The 25,175-nt window shown below is 65.3% G+C and carries 18 protein-coding genes, 1 other RNA gene and 3 pseudogenes; 17 read left to right on the top strand and 5 right to left on the bottom strand.

Going from position 1 to position 25,175, the window contains the following annotated elements; genetic code table 11:
• Position 1 precedes the first annotated feature (1 nt).
• Positions 2-1,592 (top strand): annotated as a pseudogene (locus tag ACVWW1_RS17520) (DHA2 family efflux MFS transporter permease subunit).
• Between the two features lie 366 nt (positions 1,593-1,958).
• A complete protein-coding gene (locus tag ACVWW1_RS17515; protein WP_456656821.1) occupies positions 1,959-3,758 on the top strand; it encodes an ABC transporter ATP-binding protein in 1,800 nt (599 codons plus the stop codon).
• A gap of 50 nt (positions 3,759-3,808) precedes the next feature.
• Here ACVWW1_RS17515 and ACVWW1_RS17510 read toward each other — a convergent pair whose 3' ends face one another.
• Entirely contained in the window at positions 3,809-4,552 is a 744-nt protein-coding gene (locus ACVWW1_RS17510) for a sulfite exporter TauE/SafE family protein (RefSeq protein WP_207840248.1), read from the bottom strand.
• 189 nt (positions 4,553-4,741) lie between these two features.
• Between ACVWW1_RS17510 and ACVWW1_RS17505 the strand changes: the two genes are divergently transcribed.
• Positions 4,742-5,473 carry an alpha/beta fold hydrolase gene (locus ACVWW1_RS17505; protein WP_456656820.1) on the top strand — a complete coding sequence of 244 codons (732 nt, stop codon included), beginning with the start codon at positions 4,742-4,744 and terminating at the stop codon, positions 5,471-5,473.
• A 19-nt stretch (positions 5,474-5,492) separates the two neighbouring features.
• Here the strand turns inward: ACVWW1_RS17505 and ACVWW1_RS17500 are convergent, their stop codons facing one another.
• Together ACVWW1_RS17500 and rnpB are read right to left on the bottom strand one after the other, a co-directional pair.
• Positions 5,493-5,672 carry a hypothetical protein gene (locus ACVWW1_RS17500; protein WP_176529816.1) on the bottom strand — a complete coding sequence of 60 codons (180 nt, stop codon included), beginning with the start codon at positions 5,670-5,672 and terminating at the stop codon, positions 5,493-5,495.
• A 101-nt stretch (positions 5,673-5,773) separates the two neighbouring features.
• An RNA gene (rnpB, locus tag ACVWW1_RS17495) (RNase P RNA component class A) lies at positions 5,774-6,189 on the bottom strand.
• 147 nt (positions 6,190-6,336) lie between these two features.
• Between rnpB and ACVWW1_RS17490 the strand changes: the two genes are divergently transcribed.
• A complete protein-coding gene (locus ACVWW1_RS17490; RefSeq protein WP_176529817.1) occupies positions 6,337-6,696 on the top strand; it encodes a YciI family protein in 360 nt (119 codons plus the stop codon).
• A 69-nt stretch (positions 6,697-6,765) separates the two neighbouring features.
• Positions 6,766-8,001, top strand: a complete 1,236-nt coding sequence (locus ACVWW1_RS17485) for an RNA polymerase sigma factor (protein WP_456660603.1) — start codon at positions 6,766-6,768, stop codon at positions 7,999-8,001.
• Positions 8,002-8,082: 81 nt separating this feature from the next.
• Here ACVWW1_RS17485 and ACVWW1_RS17480 read toward each other — a convergent pair whose 3' ends face one another.
• Together ACVWW1_RS17480 and ACVWW1_RS17475 are read right to left on the bottom strand one after the other, a co-directional pair.
• Complete coding sequence (locus ACVWW1_RS17480; RefSeq protein ID WP_176529818.1) at positions 8,083-8,307, bottom strand: hypothetical protein; 225 nt, start codon at positions 8,305-8,307, stop codon at positions 8,083-8,085.
• A gap of 93 nt (positions 8,308-8,400) precedes the next feature.
• Positions 8,401-9,273, bottom strand: a complete 873-nt coding sequence (locus ACVWW1_RS17475; protein ID WP_456656819.1) for an N-acetylmuramoyl-L-alanine amidase — start codon at positions 9,271-9,273, stop codon at positions 8,401-8,403.
• A 477-nt stretch (positions 9,274-9,750) separates the two neighbouring features.
• Between ACVWW1_RS17475 and rsmH the strand changes: the two genes are divergently transcribed.
• From rsmH to murG, 12 genes and pseudogenes are all read left to right on the top strand, one after another.
• Positions 9,751-10,746, top strand: a complete 996-nt coding sequence (gene rsmH, locus ACVWW1_RS17470) for a 16S rRNA (cytosine(1402)-N(4))-methyltransferase RsmH (protein WP_456656818.1) — start codon at positions 9,751-9,753, stop codon at positions 10,744-10,746.
• Positions 10,747-10,748: 2 nt separating this feature from the next.
• Positions 10,749-11,198, top strand: a complete 450-nt coding sequence (gene ftsL / locus ACVWW1_RS17465; protein WP_456656817.1) for a cell division protein FtsL — start codon at positions 10,749-10,751, stop codon at positions 11,196-11,198.
• Between the two features lie 14 nt (positions 11,199-11,212).
• Positions 11,213-12,972, top strand: a pseudogene (locus ACVWW1_RS17460) (peptidoglycan D,D-transpeptidase FtsI family protein).
• Positions 12,973-13,074: 102 nt separating this feature from the next.
• Positions 13,075-14,532, top strand: coding sequence for a UDP-N-acetylmuramoyl-L-alanyl-D-glutamate--2,6-diaminopimelate ligase (locus ACVWW1_RS17455; protein ID WP_456656816.1), 1,458 nt, complete (start codon positions 13,075-13,077; stop codon positions 14,530-14,532).
• Positions 14,529-15,962: a UDP-N-acetylmuramoylalanyl-D-glutamyl-2,6-diaminopimelate--D-alanyl-D-alanine ligase gene (locus tag ACVWW1_RS17450; protein ID WP_456656815.1), complete on the top strand. Its 1,434-nt coding sequence runs from the start codon at positions 14,529-14,531 to the stop codon at positions 15,960-15,962. Before ACVWW1_RS17455 ends, ACVWW1_RS17450 begins: the two co-directional genes overlap by 4 nt.
• Positions 15,963-15,972: 10 nt before the next feature.
• Entirely contained in the window at positions 15,973-17,079 is a 1,107-nt protein-coding gene (mraY, locus tag ACVWW1_RS17445) for a phospho-N-acetylmuramoyl-pentapeptide-transferase (RefSeq protein WP_016846578.1), read from the top strand.
• Positions 17,080-17,087: 8 nt separating this feature from the next.
• Positions 17,088-18,488: a UDP-N-acetylmuramoyl-L-alanine--D-glutamate ligase gene (gene murD / locus ACVWW1_RS17440; protein ID WP_456656814.1), complete on the top strand. Its 1,401-nt coding sequence runs from the start codon at positions 17,088-17,090 to the stop codon at positions 18,486-18,488.
• A 63-nt stretch (positions 18,489-18,551) separates the two neighbouring features.
• Positions 18,552-19,214 carry a DUF4291 domain-containing protein gene (locus ACVWW1_RS17435; protein ID WP_456656813.1) on the top strand — a complete coding sequence of 221 codons (663 nt, stop codon included), beginning with the start codon at positions 18,552-18,554 and terminating at the stop codon, positions 19,212-19,214.
• Positions 19,215-19,512: 298 nt separating this feature from the next.
• The gene (locus tag ACVWW1_RS17430; RefSeq protein ID WP_456655983.1) at positions 19,513-20,478 is read left to right on the top strand and encodes an IS110 family RNA-guided transposase; all 966 of its coding nucleotides are present in this window, start codon (positions 19,513-19,515) and stop codon (positions 20,476-20,478) included.
• A gap of 658 nt (positions 20,479-21,136) precedes the next feature.
• Positions 21,137-22,142 (top strand): annotated as a pseudogene (locus ACVWW1_RS17425) (IS630 family transposase).
• Between the two features lie 663 nt (positions 22,143-22,805).
• A complete protein-coding gene (ftsW, locus tag ACVWW1_RS17420; protein WP_176529825.1) occupies positions 22,806-23,957 on the top strand; it encodes a putative lipid II flippase FtsW in 1,152 nt (383 codons plus the stop codon).
• A gap of 104 nt (positions 23,958-24,061) precedes the next feature.
• Positions 24,062-25,162 (top strand): undecaprenyldiphospho-muramoylpentapeptide beta-N-acetylglucosaminyltransferase, encoded by a 1,101-nt coding sequence (murG, locus tag ACVWW1_RS17415; RefSeq protein ID WP_456656812.1) that lies wholly within the window; start codon positions 24,062-24,064, stop codon positions 25,160-25,162.
• The last annotated feature ends 13 nt before the right edge of the window (positions 25,163-25,175 follow it).

The raw sequence follows: 25,175 nt of genomic DNA, 5'->3' as shown, positions 1-25,175 counted from the left end.
CATGGCCGACGCGACCACTGCCTCTCCCTCGATGATGACCGGCGCCTCGGAGTCCGAGCGGCTCCAGCCCAAGCGGGTGGTCGCCTTCATCATCATGGTGTTCGGCATGTTCATGTCGATCCTGGACATCCAGATCGTCTCGGCCTCGCTCACCGAGATCCAGGCCGGCCTGTCGGCGTCTTTCGACCGAAGTGTCGTGGGTGCAGACCGCCTATCTGATCGCCGAGGTGATCGCGATCCCGCTGTCCGGCTTCCTGTCGCGCGCGCTCGGCACCCGGCTGTTGTTTGCGATCTCGGCGTTCGGCTTCACGGTGTCGAGCCTCTTGTGCGGCTTCGCCTCCTCGATCGAGCAGATGATCCTGTGGCGCGCGTTGCAGGGCTTCCTCGGCGCCGGCATGATCCCGACGGTGTTCGCCTCGGCCTACACGATCTTTCCGCGCTCCAAGTTCTACATCGTCGCGCCGATCATCGGGCTGGTCGCGACCTTGGCGCCGACCGTTGGGCCGACCGTCGGCGGCTACATCACCGATCTGATGTCGTGGCACTGGCTGTTCTTCATCAACATCGTGCCGGGTGTCATCATCACCATCGGCGTGCTGGCGCTGATCGATTTCGACCAGCCGAACTTCGCGCTGCTCGATCGGTTCGACTGGTGGGGCCTGATCTTCATGGGCGGCTTCCTCGGCTCGCTCGAATATGTGCTCGAGGAAGGCCCGCAATATGAATGGCTGCAGGACGCCTCGGTGGCGATCTGCGCCGCGGTCTGCTTCGTCTCGGCGATCGCCTTCTTCTGGCGGGTGCTGACCGCGGAGGAGCCGATCGTCGATCTCTATGCCTTCTCCAACCGCAACTTCGCGGTCGGCTGCGTGCTGCAGTTCTGCATCGGCATCGGGCTCTACGGCCTGACCTACGTCTATCCGCGCTATCTCGCCGAGATCCGCGGCTACAGCGCGCTGATGATCGGCGAGACCATGTTCATCTCCGGCATGACGATGTTCTTCATGGCGCCGGTGGTCGGCCGGCTGATGCAGAAGGTCGATCTGCGCTACATCATCGCCTTCGGCCTCGTCACCTTCGCGCTCGGTTCCTGGCAGATGACCTGGATCACCCGCGAGTACGATTTCTACGAGCTGCTGGTGCCGCAGATCCTGCGCGGCATCGGCATGATGTGCGCGATGGTGCCAACCAACAACATCGCACTCGCCACGCTGCCGCAGGACCGCGTCAAGAACGCTTCCGGCCTGTTCAACCTGATGCGCAATCTCGGCGGCGCGGTCGGGCTCGCCGTGATCAACGAGGTGCTCAACGACCGCACCGATCTGCACATCTCGCGGCTGCAGGACCGCGTGACCTGGGGCAACACGACCGCGGTCGAGACCCTCAACAATTTCACCCAGCGCCTGCAGGGCATGGGTGATGCCGCCACCATGGCGATGAAGCAGCTCTCGCAGCTCGTGCATCGCCAGGCCCAGGTGATGAGCTATGGCGACGCCTTCTTCATGCTGTCGCTGTTCTATGTCGGCCTCAGCCTCCTGGTGCTGTTCGTCAACAAGCCGCCGTCGATGACCGCAGGCGGTGGAGACGCGCATTGAGCGCATCGGCTTCGCACGCGGTGTGCGCCCGTTGGCGTGCAGAGCGTTGCATCGCCGCCACATTGACGCACTCACGCGCTTGTCATCTTGCCAATCGCGTATGATGCATTTATAAGCAGCGCATTCCTTACTCGAACCCGGGAGATGCGCATGAAGTCGTTTGTTTCGCAGATCGCGCGCCCGCGTTCGATGGTGCTTGACGCGCCTTCGCGTTAGCCCCCCGGCGCGGATCGGGCCTGATCCCCGATCGTCCAAACTTCCCAACACGTTATCTACAATTTCCAGCGACATAAGCGGCCGGATTCCGTCCGCCCGTCGCCTTAAGTGGAGCCGGCTTGCGCTGCAGAAGCGTGGCCGGAATGTGCCATGACCTCTCTGACGACCAAGCGACCGGCCGCGATCCGGATCGTCCTGCCATTCGTGTTCCGCCACTGGCTGGAGCAGCCGCTGCGCGCCTTCGCCGTGACGGCGGGCTTCCTCGGTGCGACCGCGGCCGACCTGTTCATGCCGGTGTTTTCCGGCCATCTGGTCGACGCGCTGACCGCGGGCGCCACCGATGCCGCCGCGCGCCATGCGGCGATGCTGGCGTTCGGCGCCATCGTCGGCCTCGGCGCGCTGTCGCTGATGCTGCGGCTGGTCGGTATCCAGACCATCGTGCCGTTCACGCTGAAGACGATGTCCGATGTCGGGCAGCAGGCCTTCATGCAGGTGCAGCGCTTCTCGACCGACTGGCACGCCAATTCGTTCGCGGGCTCCACGGTGCGCAAGATCACGCGCGGCATGTGGGCGCTCGACCTGTTGAACGACACCATCCTGATGGCGCTGTTGCCGTCGCTCGTGGTGCTGCTCGGCTCGATGATCCTGCTCGGGCTACACTGGCCATCGCTCGGCGCGGTGATCGCCGTGGGCTCGGTGATCTATGTCGCGATGACCATGGTGTTCCAGGTGCGCTACGTCGCGCCCGCCGCGCGCGTCTCCAACGCGTGGGACACCAAGGTCGGCGGCACGCTGGCTGACGCCTTGACCTGCAACGCGGTGGTGAAGTCGTTTGGTGCCGAGACGCGCGAGGACATGCGGCTGGACGGCGTCATCAGCCGCTGGCGCCGGCGGGTGCGGCGGACCTGGCTCCGCTACAACCACACCTCGACGGCGCAGCTCCTGGTGCTGCTATGCTTCCGTGCTTCGGTGATCGGCGGCGCAATCCTGCTGTGGGCGGCCGGCCGCGCCACGCCGGGCGACGTCACCTATGTGCTGACCAGCTACTACATCATCCACGCTTACTTGCGGGATGTCGGCATGCACATCAACAACCTGCAGCGTTCGGTGAACGACATGGAGGAGCTGGTGCAGATCCATGGCGAGCCGCTCGGCATCGTCGATGTGGTCAATGCGAGGACGATCGACATCCAGGGCGGCCGCATCGTGTTCGACGACGTCACGTTCCACTATGGCGGCCATCGCTTGCCGCTCTATGACGGGCTGTCGGTCGACATCGATGCCGGCGAGCGCGTCGGCCTGGTCGGGCGCTCCGGCTCCGGCAAGACGACCTTCGTCAAGCTGGTGCAGCGGCTCTACGACGTCTCCGGCGGCAAAATCCTGATCGACGGTCAGGACATCGCCAGGGCGACGCAGCAATCGCTGCGCAGCCAGATCGCGATCGTGCAGCAGGAGCCGATCCTGTTTCACCGCACGCTGGCGGAGAACATCGCCTATGGCCGGCCGGGCGCCAGCATGGAGGCGATCGAGCAGGCGGCGCGGCTTGCCAATGCGCACGACTTCATCATGCGGCTGCCGAAGGATTACGGCACGCTGGTGGGCGAGCGCGGCGTGAAGCTGTCGGGCGGCGAACGGCAGCGCGTGGCGCTGGCGCGCGCCTTCCTGGCGGATGCGCCGATCCTGATCCTGGACGAGGCGACCTCGAGCCTCGATTCGGAATCGGAGGCGCTGATCCAGCAGGCGATGGAGCGGCTGATGAAGGGTCGCACCTCGATCGTGATCGCACATCGGCTGTCGACCGTGCGCAGCATGGATCGCATCCTGGTGTTCGATCGCGGCGAGATCGTCGAACAGGGCACGCATGAGGTGCTTGCCGCACGGCGGGGCGGCATCTACCGCGGCTTGTTCGAGCGGCAGGCGACCGAGTTCGGCCAGGCGGCCGCGGAGTAGGCGATGGCGCGTGGCTGATGGACCGATGTCCGTCAGCCGCGCGCTGTCGGCTATTTCGGCGCCAGCCCGTTCCACACCAGCGCCACGCCGGACAGGAACAGCAGCACCAGCACGACGTCGGAGAAGTTGCGGTCGCTGAGCGCGTGGTAGAGGCGCGCGCCGAGCCAGGCGCCGAGCAGCGTTCCCGGAAACGCGCAGGCCACGAGCCAGATCAGTTCGGGCTTCACCAGGCCGCTCGCGATCTGGACCAGAAGCGCGGCCGCCAGGATCGTGAAGTTGAAGATCTGGAATACGCCGCGGCGCTGCTGCTTGCCCCAGCCGCGCAGGCTCGCCCACAGGATCGGGAGCGGGCCGGACAGTCCGGCGAGGCCGCCGAGAATGCCGCCGGCAAATCCGATCGCGCCGTCGGCCCATTTGCCGCCGAAGGCGATCGACATCGGCTTGCGCTGCAGGAACAGCAGGGTCGGGAACACCAGCAGGAAGACGCCGATCGTCAGCTTGAAAACCCCGGGGTCGGCGCGGGCGATCAGCAAAATGCCGATCGGCACGCCGGCGAGGCCCGCGATGACGAACGGCCAGACCAGGCGGAAATCGATGCTCTTCCAGATCGACGGCAGCGTCGACACCTGCGCGATCACCGAGCAGACCAGCACCAGCGGCACCGCAAGTGTCGGCGGCAGCACATAGAGCCAGATGCCGAGCGCCATCAGCGCGGTGCCGAAGCCGGCAAGACCGGAGACGAAACCGCCGGCAAGCGCGCCGAAGAACAGGACCGCGTAGCTTGCCGGGTTCAGTTGCCTTCTCCTTCGTCGTCATTCCGGGGCGATGCGAAGCATCGAACCCGGAATCTCGAGATTCCGGGTCTGGTCCTTCGGACCATCCCGGAATGACGATCATGTTTTGCCGCGACGTTTACACGCCGCGGCCGGCGGGTACACTTCAAAATCGCGGCTCATCAACGATAATCGAAGTGGAAGCATCCCATGACTGCGAGTGTGCCGACTGCGCGTTCGTCCAAAACCTTTCTGGTCTGTCACGGCGCCTGGTCGGCCGGATGGGCGTGGAAGAAAATGCATCCCTTGATGCAGGCCGCCGGGCACCGGCTCGTCACGCCGAGCTACACCGGGCTCGGTGAGCGCGCGCACCTGGCGCATCAGGGGCTCGACCTCGAGGCGCATATCCAGGACGTGCTCGGCGTCATCTCCTACGAAGATCTGCACGACATCGTGCTGGTCGGCCATTCCTATGGCGGCATGGTCGCGACCGGCGTCGCCGACCGGGTGCGCGAGCGCATCGCGCAGCTGATCTATATCGACGCCTTCGTGCCGCGCGACGGCCAGTCGCTGTTCGATCTCAACGAGGCGGCGATCGACAAGATGCGCGAGGCGGCGCGCAATGGCGACGGCTGGCGCATCCCGCCGATGCCGACGCCGCCGGATACGTCTCCCGCAGATGTCGAATGGCTCACCGCGCGTCGCGTCGACATGCCGATCAAATGCTTCGAGCAGAAACTGAGGCTGCAGCACGGCGAGACGAATTTGCCGCGCAGTTACGTCTACGCCACGCGCACCACCCATGCCGATACGTTCGGCCAGTTCGCCAGGCGCATCAAGAATGAAGCCACCTGGCGCTATTTCGAGATCGACGCCAGCCACTCGCCGAACGTCACCGCGCCGGAGGCGCTGATGGCGCTGCTGCAGGAGATCGTAGCGTAGTGTCCGAAGTCGACGGCTTCTACTTTTCTGAGTCGCTATCCTTGAGTTGAATGCCCTCGGTCCGCAGAGCCGCGAAGAGCGCTGCGATATCGTCGGGCTCCATGCTGTTCGGGCACAGGCCGTTGAGTTGTTCGGTCGTGATCGTGCCGGTGGTCCTGGCGATATCTCGCGCCTTCGCCATGATCTTCTGAAGGTCCATCTGCGATCCTCCGCGGGGGGCATTCTAGCAAATGGGATGCAACCGTGGCGTCCGATATGGCGAAGGGCCCGGCGTGTTACGCCGAGCCCTTCATACTCCAAAATATCAGCCGGCCTGTAAGCCGGGTTCTGTAGGGCACCATTCTTGCGAATGGTACGCGACGGCCATTCCTCTGGGACAAGGTTTGCACCTTGCCTCGAGCAACCTACCCGGACAGCGGGCCTGACATCGCCCTGCGGTGTTATCGCGCGTGCGCGAACTAACCGCGTTGCCGTCCCTATTCGGTTTTGCTCCCGGTGTGGTTTGCCATGCCGTCTCCGTTGCCGGAAACGCGGTGCGCTCTTACCGCACCTTTTCACCCTTGCTACCTCCGAGGAGGGAGCGGTTCGTTCTCTGTGGCACTTTCCCTGGGGTCGCCCCCGCCGGACGTTATCCGGCACCGCATGTCGATGGAGCCCGGACTTTCCTCCCCCGCGGCCTTTCGGCACCAGCGGGGGCGGCCGTCCGGCCCGACTGACCCCCACCGCATGGGCGTTTCCGCCCGATCCGTCAAGCGGATAACGGCGGCCAGGGCGGCCAAAATAATTTATCCTGAAGATGTCGTTTGATCTGCCGCCCGTTCGACTGGGTGTCGGCGATCCAGCCGATCAAGAGGAGAGACGAGATGCAATATTTGCTGCTGATCTACCGGAGCGACGCGGAATACGCCCACATGACCGCTGACGACCGCAAGGCCGTGACGGCGGAGTACGGCGCCTACACCCAGTCGATCATCCAGAGCGGGCACTTCAAGGCGGGCGACGGGCTACAGCCGGTGTCGACCGCAACCACCGTGCGGGTCCGCGACGGCAAGACGCTGACGACCGATGGGCCGTTCGCGGAAACCCGCGAGCAGCTCGGCGGCTACTATCTGGTCGAGGCCAAGGATCTCGACACCGCGCTCGGCCTTGCGGCGCGGATTCCCGGCGCCAAGACCGGCTCGATCGAAGTCAGGCCGGTGATGATCTACGACAACCCGCGATGAAGCCATTATCGCATCATCGATGCAGCGGCCGCGCCGTCCGGCGCGGCCGCTGAGCAACGATTGATGGCCATGACCCCGAGCCAGATCGAGAAAATCTTCCGCGACGAGGCGGGCCGGGCGCTCGCAACGCTGATCCGTCTCGTCGGCGATTTTGATCTGGCCGAGGATTCCCTGCAGGATGCCTTCGCGGTCGCGCTGCAGCGCTGGCCGATCGGTGAATTCCCCGCCAATCCGCGCGCCTGGCTGGTCAATGTCGGCCGCAACAAGGCGATCGACCGCGTTCGTCGCGCGGCTTCGTTCCGCGGCAAGCAGCAGGAATTGACGCATCAATTGTTGCTGGATGCGGAGCCATCGCCGGAGCCGGCCGATGCGACGCTCGACGACGACATGCTGAGGCTGATCTTCACCTGCTGCCATCCGTCGTTTGCCGCCGAGGTACAGGTTGCGCTGACCTTGCGCACGGTGTGCGGCCTGACCACGGCGCAGGTCGCGCGCGCGTTCCTGGTGAGCGAGGATGCGATGGCGCAGCGGCTGTTGCGCGCCAAGCAGAAGATCAAGCTCGCCGGCATTCCCTATGAGGTGCCGGAGCGCGAGGCGCTGGAGCCCCGCCTCACGGGCGTGCTTACCGTGATTTATCTCGTCTTCACCGAAGGCTATGCCGCGACCGCCGGCGAGGATTTGATGCGGCCCGATCTTGCGCGCGAGGCGATCCGGCTGGCGCGGCTGCTCGATCGGCTGATTCCGGCGCGCGGCGAGATCAAGGGCCTGCTGGCACTGATGCTGCTGCACGATGCGCGCCGCGCCGGCCGGCAGACCGCAGGCGGCGACATCGTGCTGCTCGAGGAGCAGAACCGTTCGTTGTGGGATTTTCAGCAGATCGCCGAAGGCGTGCGGCTGGTCGAGGAGGCGCTGCGGATGCCAGGCCGGCCGCAATCCTACGCCGTGCAGGCCGCGATCGCCGCGCTGCATGCGCGGGCGCCGAGCTATGAGGATACCGATTGGCCGCAGATTGCGGGTCTCTATGAGGTGTTGCTGCGCATCAGCCCGTCGCCGGTGATCGAACTCAATCATGCCGCTGCGGTGTCGATGGTCGACGGCCCGGCGCGTGCGCTCGATCTGATCGACGCGCTGGACGCGCGCGGCAGCCTCAAGGGATACGACCAGCTGCCGGCGGTGCGCGCCGATCTGCTGCGCCGCCTCGGCCGCAAGGACGAGGCGCGGCAGGCCTATCTTGCCGCGACCGCGGCGACGCAGCTCGAGCCGCTGCGGCGGCTCTACGCACGCCGGCTCGCCGAGATGGGGTGACATCGCCTCATCTCAAGCGTGGTCCGTGAGGGCGCGCCGTTCACGTCAACGATCGTAAGCGTGCCGCGCGGCGTTGAACGCTCAGTACCCTGTCTTGGCCTTCGCGCCGGTCGATTGCCCGGTCGTCGTTCCACTCGACATGCCGGTCGTGGTGCCGGGCGCCATCATCTTCTTCTGCGCGTGATGGACCTTGTGGGTCTTGTGATGGGTCGACGTGGTCTTGTCCTGGGTCGACATGGCACCTGCCACTGTCGGAGCGGCAACGAGGCCGATAGCGACAGCTCCCGCGATGAGTGCTTTGAACATGGACGAATCTCCACTCAGACCGCCCCAGCTAAGAAAGACGGCACGTGGTCAAAAGTTCCATTTGCGCAAGCGCATTTGGCAGAAAAAGCGGCGCTACTTCGTCTTCGCCGCGACTTGCGCCGCCGCATCCGGCGGCAGGCTCTCGAGCAGCGCGTGCAGCGTCGCCATGGTGGAGCGGTCGGCGATCCCGTCGACGCGCTCGGGGCGGAAGTGACGCTGGAAGGCGGTGACGACCTCCATCGTCGGGCCGTCGAACTTGCCGTTGGTCGGGATGTTGTAGCCGTAGCGCCGGAACGCGGCCTGCATGTTGGAGACGGCATCGCTGATCGCACCAAGCTGCAGCGCGTCGCCGCGCACGATCGGCGCCGGTTGCACCCAATGCCCGACGCCGGAATTGGCCAGCGAGTGCCAGGGGAACTTCTCGCCGGGATCCTTCTTGCGCCCCGGCGCAACGTCGGAATGGCCGAGCACGCGATGCGAGACCACCTTGCGGCGAAGCATGATGCCGCGGCACAGCGCGATGACGGCCGCGATCTGCCGCAGCGGGAAGTCGGGATAGCCCCAATCGTGGCCGCGATTGACGATCTCGACGCCGATCGAGCAGGAATTGATGTCGTCCTCGCTGGCCCAGGCGGAGACGCCGGCGTGCCAGGCGCGCTTGCTCTCCGGCACGCATTGCACGATGCGGCCGTCCTCGAGCACGATGTAATGCGCCGAGACCTCGGTGCCGGCCGTGCAGAGCTGGGCGATCGCGCCCTCGACGTCGGGCATGCCGGTGTAGTGCAGCACGATCATGTCGGGCTGGCGGTTGTTGGCGCGGTCGCCGAAGTTCACCGACGGGATCACGTCGGAGGCGATCGAGGAATCCGGCGTGAACGTCTCCACGTCGGCCACGCCCTTCGGAACAGGAAGGACGCGCTGACGCTTCGAATCAGCGTTGCCGGACGAGGACGAACCAGAAGCCATACGAATCACTCAAACCCAAACCAGGAGAAGGCATTTTGACATATGGATAAACAAATAGGCGTTTACTATTCCTTTACCGTGAGGGCCGCGCAATCGGCCTGTCGGTTCCATGGTCTGCTCCACGAGCCGCGCAATGATGCCCGGAGCGGGGGCCGAGGGTATCATTCGAATGCGGGTCAAAGTCGCGCGATTGCGCTAACCGATCATCAACGTTTTCTTAACGTTAAGTGCCGTTACTGAGAGGTGAAGTGCCGAACCGGTTTCGGGGGACGGCCGAGGTCCGCTGTTTGCGCGAAATCCCATGGAAAGCCTCCCAATTCCGGTCGGATATCAGGTTTTGCGGCCGAGTACGGGAGTTGGCGCTGGGATCGCGCAGCGGCCTTTTGCCGGAACAGCCAGCGCGAGGATTCGAGACGCAATGAGTCGGCGCGCAGCCAGCTTGCATGCCAGTTACGCGGCCCTGTCCGGGGGCGGCGCATGAGCGAGCGTGCTCCCCGTCACATTTCCGTGCTGGGCCGAGAGGCGGTCGCCTATCTCGCGCCGCGCGCCGGCGGCATCTATGTCGACGCGACTTTCGGTGCCGGCGGCTACAGCCGGATGATCCTCGACGTCGCTGATACGCGCGTCATCGGCATCGACCGCGATCGCACCGCGATAACCGGCGGCTTCGACCTGGTCGATGGCGCCGGCGGCCGGCTGACGCTGGTCGAGGACCGTTTCTCTGATCTCGCCGAGGTCTGCGCCGCGCAGGGAGTGGACCAGGTCGACGGCGTCGTGATGGATGTGGGCGTCTCCTCGATGCAGCTCGACCAGGCCGAGCGCGGCTTCTCGTTCCGCTTGGGCGGTCCACTCGACATGCGGATGGCGCAGAGCGGCCCGACCGCGGCCGATGTGGTCGCAACCGCGTCCGAGAAGCAACTCGCCGACATCATCTATATCTTCGGCGAGGAGCGTCATTCGCGCGGTGTCGCGCGCGCCATCGTCGCCGCGCGCAAGGACGCGCCGATCACGACGACCGAGGCGCTCGCCGACATTGTCGGGAAAGTCGTGCGCGCCAAGCCGAACGAGATTCATCCGGCGACGCGGACCTTTCAGGCGCTGCGCATCTTCGTCAATGAAGAGCTCGATGAGCTGCATCGCGCGCTCGCTGCGGCCGAGCGGGTGCTGAAGCCGGGCGGGCGACTTGCCGTGGTCTCGTTCCATTCGCTGGAAGACCGCATCGTCAAGAATTTCCTGAGCGAGCGCGGCAAGGTCTCCGGCGGCTCGCGGCATCGGCCTGAAGTGGCGCAATCCGCGCCGAGCTTTCAGATCCTGACCAAGCGGCCGGTGACGCCCGGCGAGGCGGAGATAGCAGCCAATCCGCGCGCGCGATCGGCCAAGCTGCGCGCAGCCGAGCGCACTGCGGCGCCGGCGCATGCGGACGACGACCTGCCGTCCTGGCCGCGGCTGTCAGACCTGAAGCAGGGAGGCTGACGATGCGCCTCCTCCATCTCCTCGTCATCGGCATGCTGATCTTCGCGGCATCCTACGTCTACCGCATCAAGATGGAATCGACCGCGCGCGTCGAACGCGTGCTGCAGCTCAACGCTGAGATCCGCGAGCAGCGCAATGCGATTGCCACCTTGCGCGCCGAATGGGCCAAGCTCGACGCGCCGCTGCGGCTGCAGGGGCTTGCCGAACGCCATCTGCCGCTGAAGCCGGTCAACGCCAACCAGTACGATTCCCTGAAGAATCTGCCGGAGCGGCCGCCGAGCTTCACGCGGCCCGGTTCGCGCGATCCGATCGGCGCGATGATCGACACCATCGAGGCCGCCGCCGCGCCCGACAGCACGACCGGATCGATCGACAAGCCGGCGACCGACCAGCCGGCCGCCGACCAGTCCGCGCCCGCAGAAGATTCCGAGCAGGGCGGGGGAGATCAGTAATGACGGGACCTGCCATGACCGATCCGGCACCCGCCAGCAAGCCGGCCGCAAAATCCGCTGAACCCTGGCGCACGCGGCTGATCCGCACGCTGCTGTACGGAAGCAATGTCGACCGCGCCGCGAAGGCGCGCGCGCGCGTCGGTCTTGCGATCCTTGCCTTTGCCGCAGTTTATTGCGTGCTGGCCGGACGGCTGGTGCTGTTCGCCGTCGGCGCCGACAGTCATGGCGCGCGGCGCACCGCCTCGCAGGACGCGATCGCAACCGCTCGGCCCGACATCACCGACCGCAACGGCGAAATTCTCGCCACCGACGTCAAGGCGCCGAGCCTGTTCGCCGAGCCGCGCCGCCTCATCGACAAGGACGAGGCGATCGAGCTCTTGACCGCGGCCTTGCCCGACCTCGACACCAGCGAAGTGCGCGACCGTCTGTCGTCGCGCAAGGGCTTCGTCTGGCTGAAGCGCGAGATCACGCCGAAGCAGCAGCTCGACATCCATCGCCTTGGCCTTCCCGGCGTCGGCTTCCTGCGCGAGAACAAGCGTGTCTATCCGACCGGTAACGAGGTCGCCCACCTGATCGGCCTCGTCAACATCGACAACCAGGGCATCGCCGGCATGGAGAAGTGGCTGGACAATAACGGTCTGGCCGATCTGCATCGCGCGGGCTTCGCCACCGACCGGCTGCAGAAGCCGGTGGAATTGTCGGTCGATCTGCGCGTCGAGCACGCGCTGCGCGACGAACTGATCAAGGCGAAGGAGAAGTTCAAGGCCAAGGCCGCCTCCGGCCTCGTCTCCAACGTGCGCACCGGCGAGATTGTGGCGATGGTGTCGCTGCCGGATTTCGATCCGAACAATCCGAAGGAAGCGCACGATCCCGACCGCATCAACCGCCTGACCACCGGCGTCTACGAGATGGGCTCGACCTTCAAGGCGTTTACGCTGGCGATGGCGCTGGATAGCGGCCGGTTCGATCTCAACTCGATGTGGGATGCGCGCGGCCCGCTGCACTACGGCAAGTTCGCGATCCATGACGATCACAACATGGGCCGCATGATCAACATGAAGGAGGTGTTCTATTATTCCTCCAACATCGGCGCCGGGCGCATTGCGCTGGCGATGGGCGTCGACGCGCATAAGGCCTTCTTGCGCAAGATGGGGCAGCTCGAGCGGCTGCGCACCGAATTGCCGGAGAGCGCCTCGCCGATCGTGCCGAAGAAGTGGGGCGAATTGAACACCGTTACCATCTCGTTCGGTCATGGCATTGCAGTGGCGCCGCTGCAGGCGGTGATGGGCATCGACGCGCTGGTCAATGGCGGCTATCTGATCCCGCCGACCTTCCTGAAGCGCACCGAGCAGGAGGCGATGGCGCTGGCCAAGCGCGTCATCAAGCCCGAGACCTCGGACAAGATGCGCTACCTGATGCGGCTCAACGCCGAGATCGGCACCGCGAAGAAGGCCGACGTCAAGGGCTACTATATCGGCGGCACAAGACCGGCACCGCGGAGAAGGTGATCAACGGCCGCTACGCCAAGAAGCGCGTGCTGAACGCCTTCACTGCGATCCTGCCCGCCGACAATCCGAAATATCAGCTGCTGATCATGCTCGACGAGCCGCAGCCCCTGAAGGAGACCTATGGCTTCATCACCTCGGGCTGGAATGCGGTGCCGACCGGCGGCAATGTGATCGCCCGAATTGCGCCGCTTTTGGGCGTTGAACCGCGATTCGACCTGCCGCCGTCCGACCGCCTTATTCTTGCGGCATCCAGAACAACCCAGTAAGGCGTATGGACACAGCATGATCCGGAAAAGTGTGAAGCGGTTTTCCGAACAAATCATGCTCAGATAGCGGCGCCAGAACGGCGCCGGCCAGACTGGAAGATCATGAGACTTCGCGACCTCTTCAGCGCCGATGCCACGATCGATCCAAGTGCCGACGCGATTGCCGTCGGAGGGCTTGCGGTCGACAGCCGTGCGGTGAAGCCGGGCGACCTGTTCTTCGCGCTGGCCGGCAGCAGGACCGACGGCGCACGCTTCGTCGATGCGGCGATTGCCGCGGGCGCAGTCGCGGTCGCCAGCGACCATCTGCCGCAAGGTGACGGCCGCATCCCGTTCGTGATCACGCCGAATCCGCGCCGCGCGCTGGCGCTCGCCGCCGCTACGTTCTATCCGCGCCAGCCTGCGACGATCGCGGCGGTGACCGGCACCAGCGGCAAAACCTCGGTCGCGGCGTTCACGCGCCAGATTTGGCAGCGGCTCGGTCACTCCTCGGCGAGCATCGGAACCATCGGTCTCGTCTCGGACAAGCGCACCGTCTACGGCTCGCTGACCACGCCCGATCCGATCGCGCTGCATCGCCAGCTCGACGAGATCGCGAGCGACGGCGTCACGCATCTCGCCTTCGAAGCCTCCTCGCACGGCCTCGACCAGTATCGGCTCGACGGCGTGCGCATCGAAGCCGGCGGCTTCACCAACCTGTCGCGCGACCACATGGATTATCATCCCGATGTCGCGCACTACCTGAATGCAAAGCTCCGGCTGTTCCGCGATCTCGTCGCACCTGGCGGAGCCGCGGTGATCTCGGCCGATCATGACTGCTCGACTGAAGTGATCGACGCAGCGCGGGCGCGCGGCCTGCGCATCATCACGGTCGGCCGCAATGCCGATGCGAGCGAGGGCATCAGGCTCACGGACGCTGCGATCGAAGGCTTTGCCCAGCAGCTCGCGATCGAGCACCGCGGCCGCAAACACGCGATCCGGCTGCCGCTGGTCGGCGAATTCCAGATCGAGAACGCGCTGGTTGCCGCCGGCCTTGCGATCGGCACCGGCAGCGCCGCCGACGACGTGTTCGGCACGCTCGAGCATCTCGAAGGCGCCAAGGGCCGGCTCGAATTCGTCGGCGAGCACAATGGCGCGCCGATCTTCGTCGACTACGCCCACAAGCCCGATGCGCTCGCCAAGGCGCTGCAAGCGCTGCGGCCCTATGCGAAGCGCAGGCTGGTCGTGATCTTCGGCGCTGGTGGCGATCGCGATGCCGGCAAGCGTTCGATCATGGGCGCGATCGCCGCCGAGAATGCCGATCAGATCATTGTCACCGACGACAATCCACGCAGTGAGAAGCCCGAGGCGATTCGCGCTGCGATCATGGCGACGGCGAAGGGCGCGCGCGAGATCGGCGACCGCGCCGCCGCGATCCGCGCCGGGATCGCCGGCCTCGAGCCGGGCGATGCATTGGTCGTGGCGGGGAAAGGCCATGAGGTCGGGCAGATCGTCGGTGGCACGACGTTGCCGTTCAGCGATCATGAAGCGGTCGCGAATGCATTGGCCGAGGAGGGCGCATGAGCACGATGTTGTGGACCTCGGATGCGATGGCGCAAGCGATGCGCGCCGCCACGCAGGGCGCATTGCCAAACGGCATCACCGGTCTCTCGATCGACAGCCGCACCATCGCGCCGGGCGATGCGTATTTCGCCATCAAGGGCGACGTCCATGACGGCCATGCATTCGTCGAGGCGGCGCTGAAGGCCGGCGCCGGGCTGGCTGTCGTCGAGACTGCACAGCGTAAGAAGTTTCCTGCCGACGCGCCGCTGCTCGTGGTCGACGATGTGCTCGCCGGCCTCGTCGAGCTCGCTTATGCCTCGCGCGCGCGGCTCACCGCGCAGATCATCGCGGTGACCGGTTCGGTCGGCAAGACCTCGACCAAGGAGGCGCTGCGCCGCGTGCTGTCAGCGCAGGGCGAGACCCATGCCTCGGTCGCATCGTTCAACAATCACTGGGGCGTGCCGCTGTCGCTGGCGCGCTGTCCGGCGAGCGCGCGTTTTGCCGTGTTCGAGATCGGCATGAACCATGCCGGCGAGATCACGCCGCTGGTCAAGATGGTGCGGCCACACGTCGCCGTCATCACCACGATCGAGCCGGTGCATCTGGAATTCTTCGCAGGCATCGAGGCGATCGCCGATGCCAAGGCGGAGATCTTCGCAGGGCTGGAGCCCAATGGCGCGGTCGTGCTCAACCGCGACAACGGGCAATTCGCGCGGCTGCAAAAGCATGCCAAGAAGGCCGGTATCTCGCGCATCGTCTCGTTCGGCACCGACAAGCGCGCCGAGGCGCGGCTGATCGACCTCTCGCTGCACGCGACCTGCTCGGCTGTGCACGCCGATATTCTGGACCATGACATCACCTACAAGATCGGCATGCCCGGCCGCCACATGGCGATGAACTCGCTGGCGGTGCTCGCGGGCGCCTCGCTGCTTGGTGCCGATATCGCGCGCGCGGCGCTGTCGCTGTCGCAGCTCGAGGCGCCGACCGGTCGCGGTCTTCGCCGCACGCTCGAGGTCGGCCATGGCGAGGCCACGCTGATCGACGAGAGCTACAACGCCAATCCGGCCTCGATGGGCGCCGCGCTCAACGTGCTCGGCCAGGCCGCGACCGGACCGCATGGCCGCCGCATCGCCGTGCTCGGCGACATGCTCGAGCTCGGGCCGACCGGGCCCGAATTGCACCGCGGCCTCAACGAAGCCGTGACCGCCAACCGCATCGACCTCGTATATTGTTGTGGTCCGCTGATGCGGAATCTGTGGGATGCCCTTTCCACCGGCAAGCGGGGAGGCTATGCCGAGAGCTCGGCGGCGCTCGAAGCGCAGGCGGTCGCCGCGGTCCGTGCCGGTGACGTGATCATGGTGAAGGGCTCGCTGGGATCGAAGATGAAGCTCATTGTCAGCGCGCTGGAAAAACGCTTCCCCGACAAGGCCGCGCACGAAGAAGCGGTATAGGACTCCTTGAATGTTCTACTGGTTGATCGAACTGTCCAACACCGTTCCGGGGTTTGGGGCATTCCGCAGCGCTCTGAACGTGTTCCGCTACATTACCTTCCGCACCGGCGGCGCGATGGTGACCGGCGCGCTGTTCGTATTCCTGTTCGGGCCCTGGATCATCGATCATTTGCGGCTGCGGCAGGGCAAGGGCCAGCCGATCCGCACCGATGGCCCGCAGTCACACCTGATCTCCAAGAAGGGCACGCCCACCATGGGCGGTCTGATGATCCTGTCCGGGCTCGTGGTGTCGACGCTGCTCTGGGCCAACCCGCTCAATCCCTATGTCTGGATCGTGCTGGCGGTGACGCTCGGCTTCGGGTTCGTCGGCTTCTATGACGATTATCTGAAGGTCACAAAGCAGTCGCACAGCGGCTTCGCCGGTAAGCTGCGGCTCCTGATCGAGGCGGCGATCGGGCTCGCCGCCACTTACGCGCTGGTCCGGCTCGGGCGCGACGTGTCGTCGACGTCGCTCGTGATTCCCTTCTTCAAGGACCTCGTGATCAATTTCGGCTGGTTCTTCGTGATCTTCGGTGCCTTCGTGATGGTCGGCGCCGGCAATGCGGTGAATCTCACCGACGGCCTCGACGGCCTTGCCATCGTGCCGGTCATGATCGCCGCCGCGAGCTTCGGCATGATCTCGTATCTGACCGGCAACGCGGTATTCTCGGACTACCTGCAGATCAATTACGTCGCCGGCACCGGCGAACTGGCGGTGCTATGCGGCGCGGTGCTTGGCGCAGGTCTCGGCTTCCTCTGGTTCAACGCGCCGCCGGCCTCGATCTTCATGGGCGACACCGGCTCGCTCGCGCTCGGCGGCATGTTGGGGGCCACCGCGGTCGCGGTGAAGCACGAGATCGTGCTCGCGGTGATCGGCGGCCTGTTCGTGCTGGAGGCGGTCTCGGTCATCGTGCAGGTCACCTCGTTCAAGCTCACGGGAAAACGCGTGTTCCGGATGGCGCCGCTGCACCATCACTTCGAGCAGAAGGGCTGGACCGAGCCGCAGATCGTGATCCGGTTCTGGATCATCTCGGTGATGCTGGCGCTTGCCGGCCTCTCCACCCTCAAGCTGCGCTGAGCGTCGCCATGATCCCGGTCACCTCCTTCTCGGGCAAGACAGTCGCGGTGTTCGGGCTCGGCGGCTCCGGGCTCGCGAGCTGCCAGGCGCTGAAGGCCGGTGGCGCCGAGGTGATCGCGGCTGACGACAGTGCCGACAACGTCGCCAGGGCGGCGCAGGCCGGCTTCACCACCGCCGATCTGCGCACCGTGTCGTGGGCGAATTTCGCCGCGCTGATCCTGACCCCCGGCGCGCCGCTGACCCATCCGGTGCCGCACTGGAGCGTGCTGAAGGCGCGCGAGGCGGGCTGCGAGGTGATCGGCGACGTCGAATTGTTCTGCCGCGAGCGGCGCCGCCACGCGCCGAACGCGCCGTTCGTCGCCATCACCGGCACCAACGGCAAGTCGACCACGACCGCGCTGATCGCGCATCTCATGAAGGTCGCCGGCTACGACACCCAGATGGGCGGCAATATCGGCACCGCGATCCTGTCGCTGGAGCCGCCGCGGATGGGCCGCGTCCATGTGATCGAGATGTCGTCCTACCAGATCGATCTCGCGCCGTCGCTGGATCCCTCGGTCGGTATCCTGATCAACATCAGCGAGGACCACATCGATCGCCACGGCACGCTGGCGCACTACGCCGCGGTCAAGGAGCGGCTGGTTGCCGGCGTGCAGCAGGGCGGCACCGCGATCGTTGGCGTCGATGACGGCTGGTGCCGCGACATCGCCGACCGGCTCGATCGCGCCGGCAAGCGCGTGGTGCGCATCTCGGTGAAGAACCCGCTGCCCGACGGTCTTTATGTGGAGCACGAGACCATCGTGCGCGCATCGGGCGCGGCGCGCAGCGAGGTGGCGCGTCTCGGCGGCATCGGTTCGCTGCGCGGCCTGCACAATGCCCAGAACGCCGCTTGCGCCTCGGCCTGCGCGCTGGCGATGGGGATCGCAACCGACGTGTTGCAGAACGCCTTGCGCAGCTTCCCGGGTCTGGCGCACCGCATGGAGCAGGTCGGCCGCCGCGGCAACGTGCTGTTCGTCAACGACTCCAAGGGCACCAACGCGGACGCGGCCGCGCATGCGCTGTCGTCGTTCGCCGACATCTACTGGATCGCCGGCGGCAAGCCGAAGGCCGGCGGCATCACGGGCCTCACCGGCTATTTCCCGCGCATCCGCAAGGCCTATCTGATCGGCGAGGCGGCGCAGGAGTTCTCCGCCACGCTCGGCGAGCGCGTCCCGTACGAGATGTCCGGCACACTCGACGTCGCGATCGCCAGCGCCGCGCGCGATGCGGACGCATCGGGGCTTAGCGAAGCCGTCGTGCTGCTGTCTCCGGCCTGCGCCTCGTTCGACCAGTACCGCAATTTCGAAATCCGCGGCACCGCCTTCCGCGACATCGTCCAGGCACTGCCCGGCGTCAAGCCGGTGGTGTGACGTTTCCGACGTCGTAGGATGGGTAGAGCGCAGCGAAACCCATCGCGGCCCGGCGCGATATCGATGGGTATCGCTGCGCTCCACCCATCCTACGCAGCAGCCTTGGCGGCTCCTGAATTGCCGTATGCCGCTTCGGGACGTAAGCTGCGGGTTATGAATGACATCCCGCAGCACCAGATTCGTGCCGTCTACGACGAGCACACAATCCGCATCTATCAGGCCTACAACAACGAGATCGCCGACGCTGCCTTGGCCGCCGGCACTTTCGTCTCTCCGCCTTTCAGCATGACGCGGATGACGTGGATCAAGCCGTCATTTCTGTGGATGATGTATCGTGCCGGATGGGGCTACAAGGACGCCGGGCAAAGCCGGATATTGGCAATTGATATCACGCGCGAGGGTCTTGAGTGGGCGCTGGCGAATAGCTGTCCAAGTCATCCCGATCCAGCGACGAGCAAGGATGATTGGGAAAAGCTCAAGGCCAATTCGCCTGTGCGAATTCAATGGGACCCTGAGCGCGATCTGCACCTTCAACCGCTGCCGCATCGCGCGATCCAGATTGGGATCGGTGGCGAAGCGGTGCAACTCTACGTCGGTCAATGGATTCGAAAGATCACCGACGTGACTGAACTCGCGCACACGATTCACGACTTGGTCGAGCGCGGCCGACTGGATCAGGCGCAGGCTGCGCTGCCGATAGAGCGTGTCTATTTGCACGCAGGTTAGCGCAGATCGTAGGATGGGTAGAGCGCAGCGAAACCCATCAAGTCCGATCCGCGGCGCAATGATGGGTATCGCTGCGCTCCACCCATCCTTGTATTAGCGCGCTGGATTAGACTGGCCTCGTTCCGAGAGGAATGGCCCAGCTCGGGTGGCCGCCCGGGCTGGGCCGCTGATCGATCGGATCGATACCCATCGAAGCCTTGAGGGCTGTCGTTCGTAGCAAGATCGCGATCGGCACTTCATCGGGACCCGCATGGTTGAACGAACTCTAGGTTCGCATCACAAGGGAGGGTCGAGGAAGATGGCCAAGCGTATCACAATCTGTGCCGGAATCGATATCGGCAAACGGAAGCTCGACGTGGCGCTCGCCGACGGCTCGGACCAGCTGCAGGTGGAGAACACGGCGGATGGTTACAAGACGCTGTTGGAGTGGCTTGGGCGCCACAAGGTCAGGCGGGTTGGGATCGAGGCGAGTGGTGGCTATGAGCAGCCGGTCGTCGTCGAGCTGCGGCGCAAGCGGTTTGTCGTCGTGGTGTTCCAGCCGGCGCAGGTGCGTGCCTATGCCAAATACCGCGGGCAGCGCGCCAAGAACGATCGGATCGATGCCGCGCTGATCGCCGCCTGCACCGCTGCGGTCAAGAAGATCCACCCGGCACCCGACGCCAGATTACCGCCCTTGGCCGGACATCTGACGCTGATTGATCAGATCGGAGAAGATATCGCGCGATTCAAGAACCGGCTCGAGAGCTGTCGCGACGCGCGTATCCAAAAGCTATGGAAAGACGACATCGCTCGTCTGGCCAAGCGCGAACGGGTTGAGTTCAAGGCTCTGGTGGCGGCGATCCGCGAGCAACACGATCTCGCCGCCCGGCTCGACCTGATCCACAGCGTCGGTGGGGCCGGGCTGCCGACTGCGGTCGCCGTCCTGGTCCGGATGCCCGAGATCGGCCAGGTCAGCCGCGAGCAGGCTGCAGCACTTGCGGGCCTAGCGCCGTATGACGACGACAGCGGCGAACACATCGGCGCTCGTCACATCGACGGTGGACGCAAGCGTCTGCGCCAGGCGCTCTACGCTGCGGCGCTGGCGGCGTCCTTTCGCTGGAATCCGCAGCTCATCGCCCTGTACAAACGATTGATCGCCGCCGGCAAAGGCCACAAGCGTGCCCTGATCGCCTGCGCCAGGAAGCTGCTCATCTTCATCAACACCGTGGTGGCTCGAGCGATCCCTTGGCAAGCTCACTTGCCAGTCGTCGCTCCGGCAAGCTGAAGCGTTTCTTTGTTCGATCGGGGCACCGTTTCTTCGTCCCGACCTGCCGTCACGAGGACGCCGCGCACAGCGGCCGTCAAGGATGGCCGTCGCTCAAATGCCGCCACATCCCCACTCTCGCCAGGCCACGCCTTGATGGCCGCGAGCACGGCGTCAGTCTCAACGGCGATCGGGCAATTCAATCGCACACAATCGGAAACGCTAATGGTTGCTACGCAGCTGTGACATAATCAACACGACGGGCAACTCAGCAATATCCTGTCAATCCTCGCACGCGAAAATATTTCGCTTTATCAGAAGCGTAACTCAGTGTATGAATCCGGCGTCTCATCCGACACGAGGGGCGCTTCGCGATCGTCACGAACGCGGGTCGAGATGCGGTGGACGCGGATTGCGCAACTGACGAGTGCGCATGACGCGGACGGTGAAGTCGTGTGGTCCTGACGCCCTAGTGTCCCGAGTCACAAGTTCGCAATCGTAGATTCGCAGTAGGTTCGCGTCGCTGTGCCAAGGCTGGGAGGCAGCAGCAGTGACGGAGGATCTGATGGCGGTCCGGCAACTTGCCTCCCTGACATTGAGTGATGAAGAGCGCGCCGAACTGAAGGCGCTGACGACGCGGCGGAAGACGGCGCAGGCGCTGGCTCTGAGAGCCCGGATCGTGCTGACCTGCGCGGAAGGCGGTCAAAACAAGGAAGTGGCGGCCAAGCTGGGCTTGGGCCGGTCAACGGTAGGCAAGTGGCGGCGGCGTTTTGTGGAGCGGCGCGTGGACGGGCTGCGTGACGAGCCCCGCTCCGGAGCGCCACGTACGGTTGACGATGCCCGCATCGAAGCCCTGATCGTAAGGACGTTGGAGAGTTGCCCCGAGAACGCCACCCATTGGAGTTCCCGCGGCATGGCGAAGGCCAGCGGCCTGTCGGTGTCGACGGTGCAACGCATCTGGCGGGCCTTCGGGCTCCAGCCGCACCGGCTAGAGACGTTCAAGCTCTCGACCGATCCAAACTTCGTGGCCAAAGTGCGCGACGTCGTGGGCCTTTACGTCTCGCCGCCGGAGCACGCCATCGTTCTCTGTGTGGATGAGAAATCCCAAATCCAGGCACTGGACCGCAGTCAGCCGATGCTGCCGATGCGTCCCGGCCAACCGGCCCGAAGAAGCCATGACTACACAAGGCACGGCACCACATCGCTGTTCGCCGCCTCTCGACATTGCCAGTGGACGGGTGATCGGCAAGTGCTACGGACGCCACCGTGCTGTCGAGTTCCGCAAGTTCCTCGACGAGATCGAGGCTGCCGTGCCGCGCGACCTCGACGTCCATTTGGTCATGGACAATTACGCCACGCACAAGACGCCATTGATCCGAAGATGGCTCGCCAAGCGGCCCCGGTGGCACGTGCACCTGACCCCGACCAGTTCGTCATGGCTCAACCAGGTCGAGCGCTTCTTCGCACTCCTGACCGACAAGAAGATCAGACGCGGCATCTATCGAAGCGTTGCCGCCCTCCGGGCAGACATCGCTTCCTTCATCGACCGGCACAACGCCGATCCCAAGCCGTTCCGCTGGACTAAGTCCGCCGATGACATCCTGGCATCCATCGAACGCTTCTGCCGGTACAACGCTCCGCCAAATCCAGATTCGATATCGCGAACTTCTGGTCCACCACACTAGCGGCAGGTGTCCTCTCGCAAGATGCGCAAGCGTTTTGCGAAGGCGGTGACAAGCAAGCCCAGTCTCGCCGGGGAGAGCACGAAGTAAGCCGTAACCCATCGCGCAGGGGAAGCCGGGTTGTTTCCGGTTACACCTGTGGTCCTACCCCCGTGCTTTCTACCTTTTGCACGGGGCCCATGGGTGCGATCGGCACCCGGCTTTCCCTGCGCCCTCTTCACGAGAGGGCGGAACGAAGAGCAAAGCTCGGGCGATTCATGTCGCGAGAATGCGCAACCGTGTCCTCATCTTCAACTGTCATCGCCCGGCTCGACCGGGCGATCCAGTACGCCGCGGCCTCTCGATTCAAACACTGGCGTCTCTGGAATACTGGATCACCCGCATGCGCGGGTGATGACACCGAACTCACTCGAGATCGCGCCACACACTCGGTGTCGTCCCTGCGAAAGCAGGGACCCATAACCACCAACGCTGATTGTTGCGCGATGCTGGAATGACGAGTCCCTTCAACAAGGTCCGCCGCGGAGCATGGGTCCCTGCTTTCGCAGGGACGACAACTGTGCTTGGGGCGCCAACCACCTCCCTCAAAAGTTACCCATCCCGTTAACCCCTTGGAAACCATCCTGCGCCACGAATGGACGTTATCTCTGCCACCTGGGGACGCCCATGCTCGCCCGTGACCAACGCACCCCGTTCTCGGACTGGTGGTGGACCGTCGACAAGCTGCTGCTTGTCGCGATCGCCGCGTTGATGCTGGCCGGCGTCATCCTGTCGCTGGCCGCGAGCCCGCCGGTCGCGACCCGGATCGGGCTCGATCCGTTCCACTTCTTCAATCGCCACGTCATGTTCCTGGTGCCGTCGCTGATCGTGCTGATCGGGGTGTCGTTCATGACGCCGCGGCAGATCCGGCGCACCGCGCTGATCGTGTTTGCGGTCTCGATCGTGCTGATCGTGCTGACGCTGCTGATCGGGCCCGAGGTCAAGGGCTCACGGCGCTGGATCACGCTGCTCGGCGTCAACATCCAGGCCTCCGAAGCCGCCAAGCCCGCCTTCGTCATCGTCGCGGCCTGGCTGTTTGCGGAATCGACCAAGCGGCCGGAGATGCCGGCGACCTCGATGGCGCTGGTGCTGTTGATGACGTTGGTCACGCTTCTGGTGATGGAGCCCGACTTCGGCCAGACCATGCTGATCCTCACGGTGTGGGGCGCGCTGTTCTTCATCGCGGGCATGCGGATGATCTGGGTGTTCGGGCTCGCCGGCGCCGCCGGCGCGGGCCTGTTCGGCGCCTATCTCCTGGTGCCGCACGTCGCCGGCCGCATCAAGCGCTTCATGAACCCGGCCTCCGGCGACACCTTCCAGGTCGACACCGCGATGGAAGCGTTCTGGAACGGCGGCTGGTTCGGGCTCGGGCCGGGCGAGGGCATCGCCAAGCGCAGCCTGCCGGACAGCCACACCGACTTCGTGTTCGCGGTCGCGGCGGAAGAGTTCGGCATCATCCTCTGCCTGATGCTGGTCGCGCTGTTCGGCTTCATCGTGATCCGCACGCTGACCCGCGCCTATGCCACCGAGGACATGTTCTCGCGCTTTGCGGCATCGGGGCTCGCGATCCTGTTCGGCGTGCAGGCGACCATCAACATGGCGGTCAATCTGCAATTGATCCCGGCCAAGGGCATGACGCTGCCGTTCATCTCCTATGGCGGCTCCTCGTTCGTGTCGCTCGCCTATGGCGTCGGCATGATGCTGGCGCTGACGCGGCAGCGGCCGCGTACCGAAATCGAATCGATGGAAGGCGCCAGCGCGCGGCGCGCCTACGCATGAGGCGTCCCATCGCCATTGCGAAGAGCGCCATGGATTGCTTCCGCCTTCGCCAAGGCTTCGACGGACAAGTCGCTTCGCTCGCAATGACAGTATAAATTGTTGCCATGGCTGAGTCCCCCCTGATTCTGCTGGCGGCCGGCGGCACCGGCGGCCATCTGTTCCCGGCCGAAGCGCTCGCCGTGGAATTGATCAGGCGTGGCCTGCGGGTGCGGCTGGCGACCGACGGCCGCGCGCTGCGCTACTCCGGCCTGTTCGGCAGGGAGAGCATCGAGCTCGTGCCGAGCGCGACCGTGCGCAGCCGCAACCCGATCTCGCTGGCACGGACCGTGCTGATGCTCGGCTACGGCACGCTGGTCGCCGCCAATGTGGTGCGCCGGCTGAAGCCGTCGGCCGTCGTCGGCTTCGGTGGTTACCCGACCTTGCCGCCGCTGATCGCGGCGCGGATGCTCGGCGTCCCCGGCATCATTCACGATGCCAATGCGGTGCTCGGCCGCGCCAACCGTTTCCTCTCCGGCCGCGTCAACGCGATCGCGACCTCGCTGCCCGGCGTGCTCGATCGCGATCCCGCGCTCGCCGGCAAGGCCACCACCGTCGGCACGCCGATGCGGCCGGCGATCCTCGCGGCGGCCGCGGTGAAATACACCCCGCCCGAGGTGGATGGGCCGTTGCGGCTGCTCGTCGTCGGCGGCAGCCAGGGCGCGCGGGTGATGAGCGACATCGTGCCGCCGGCGATCGAGAAGCTCGCGCCGGCGTTATGGCGCCGGCTGATCATCACCCAGCAGGTGCGCGAGGAGGACATGGCGCGGGTGCGGGCGGTCTATGACCGGCTCAAGATCGATGCCGAGCTCGCGCCGTTCTTCCCGGACCTGCCGGCGCGGCTGGCCTCGAGCCAATTGGTGATCTCGCGTTCCGGCGCCGGAACGGTGGCCGAACTCGCCGCGATCGGGCGGCCCTCGATCCTGGTGCCGCTGCCGGGCGCGATCGATCAGGACCAATTCGCCAATGCCGGCGTGCTGTCGCAGGCGAACGGCGCGCTGCGCATCACGCAGGCCGACTTCACGCCGGAACGGCTCGCCGCCGAAATCTCGGCCTTCGCCGCGGAGCCCGAGAGACTGACCGCGATGGCGGAAGCCGCGCGCAGTGTCGGGCGGCTTGATGCCGCGGAGCGGCTGGCCGATCTGGTTGCCAAGGTGGCCGGGATTTGACGCGCCAATCCGG

The sequence above is a fragment of the Bradyrhizobium sp. JR3.5 genome (assembly GCF_054057015.1).
Note: the sequence above shows the minus strand (reverse complement) of the source record. Positions and strands in the feature narration are given on the sequence as shown.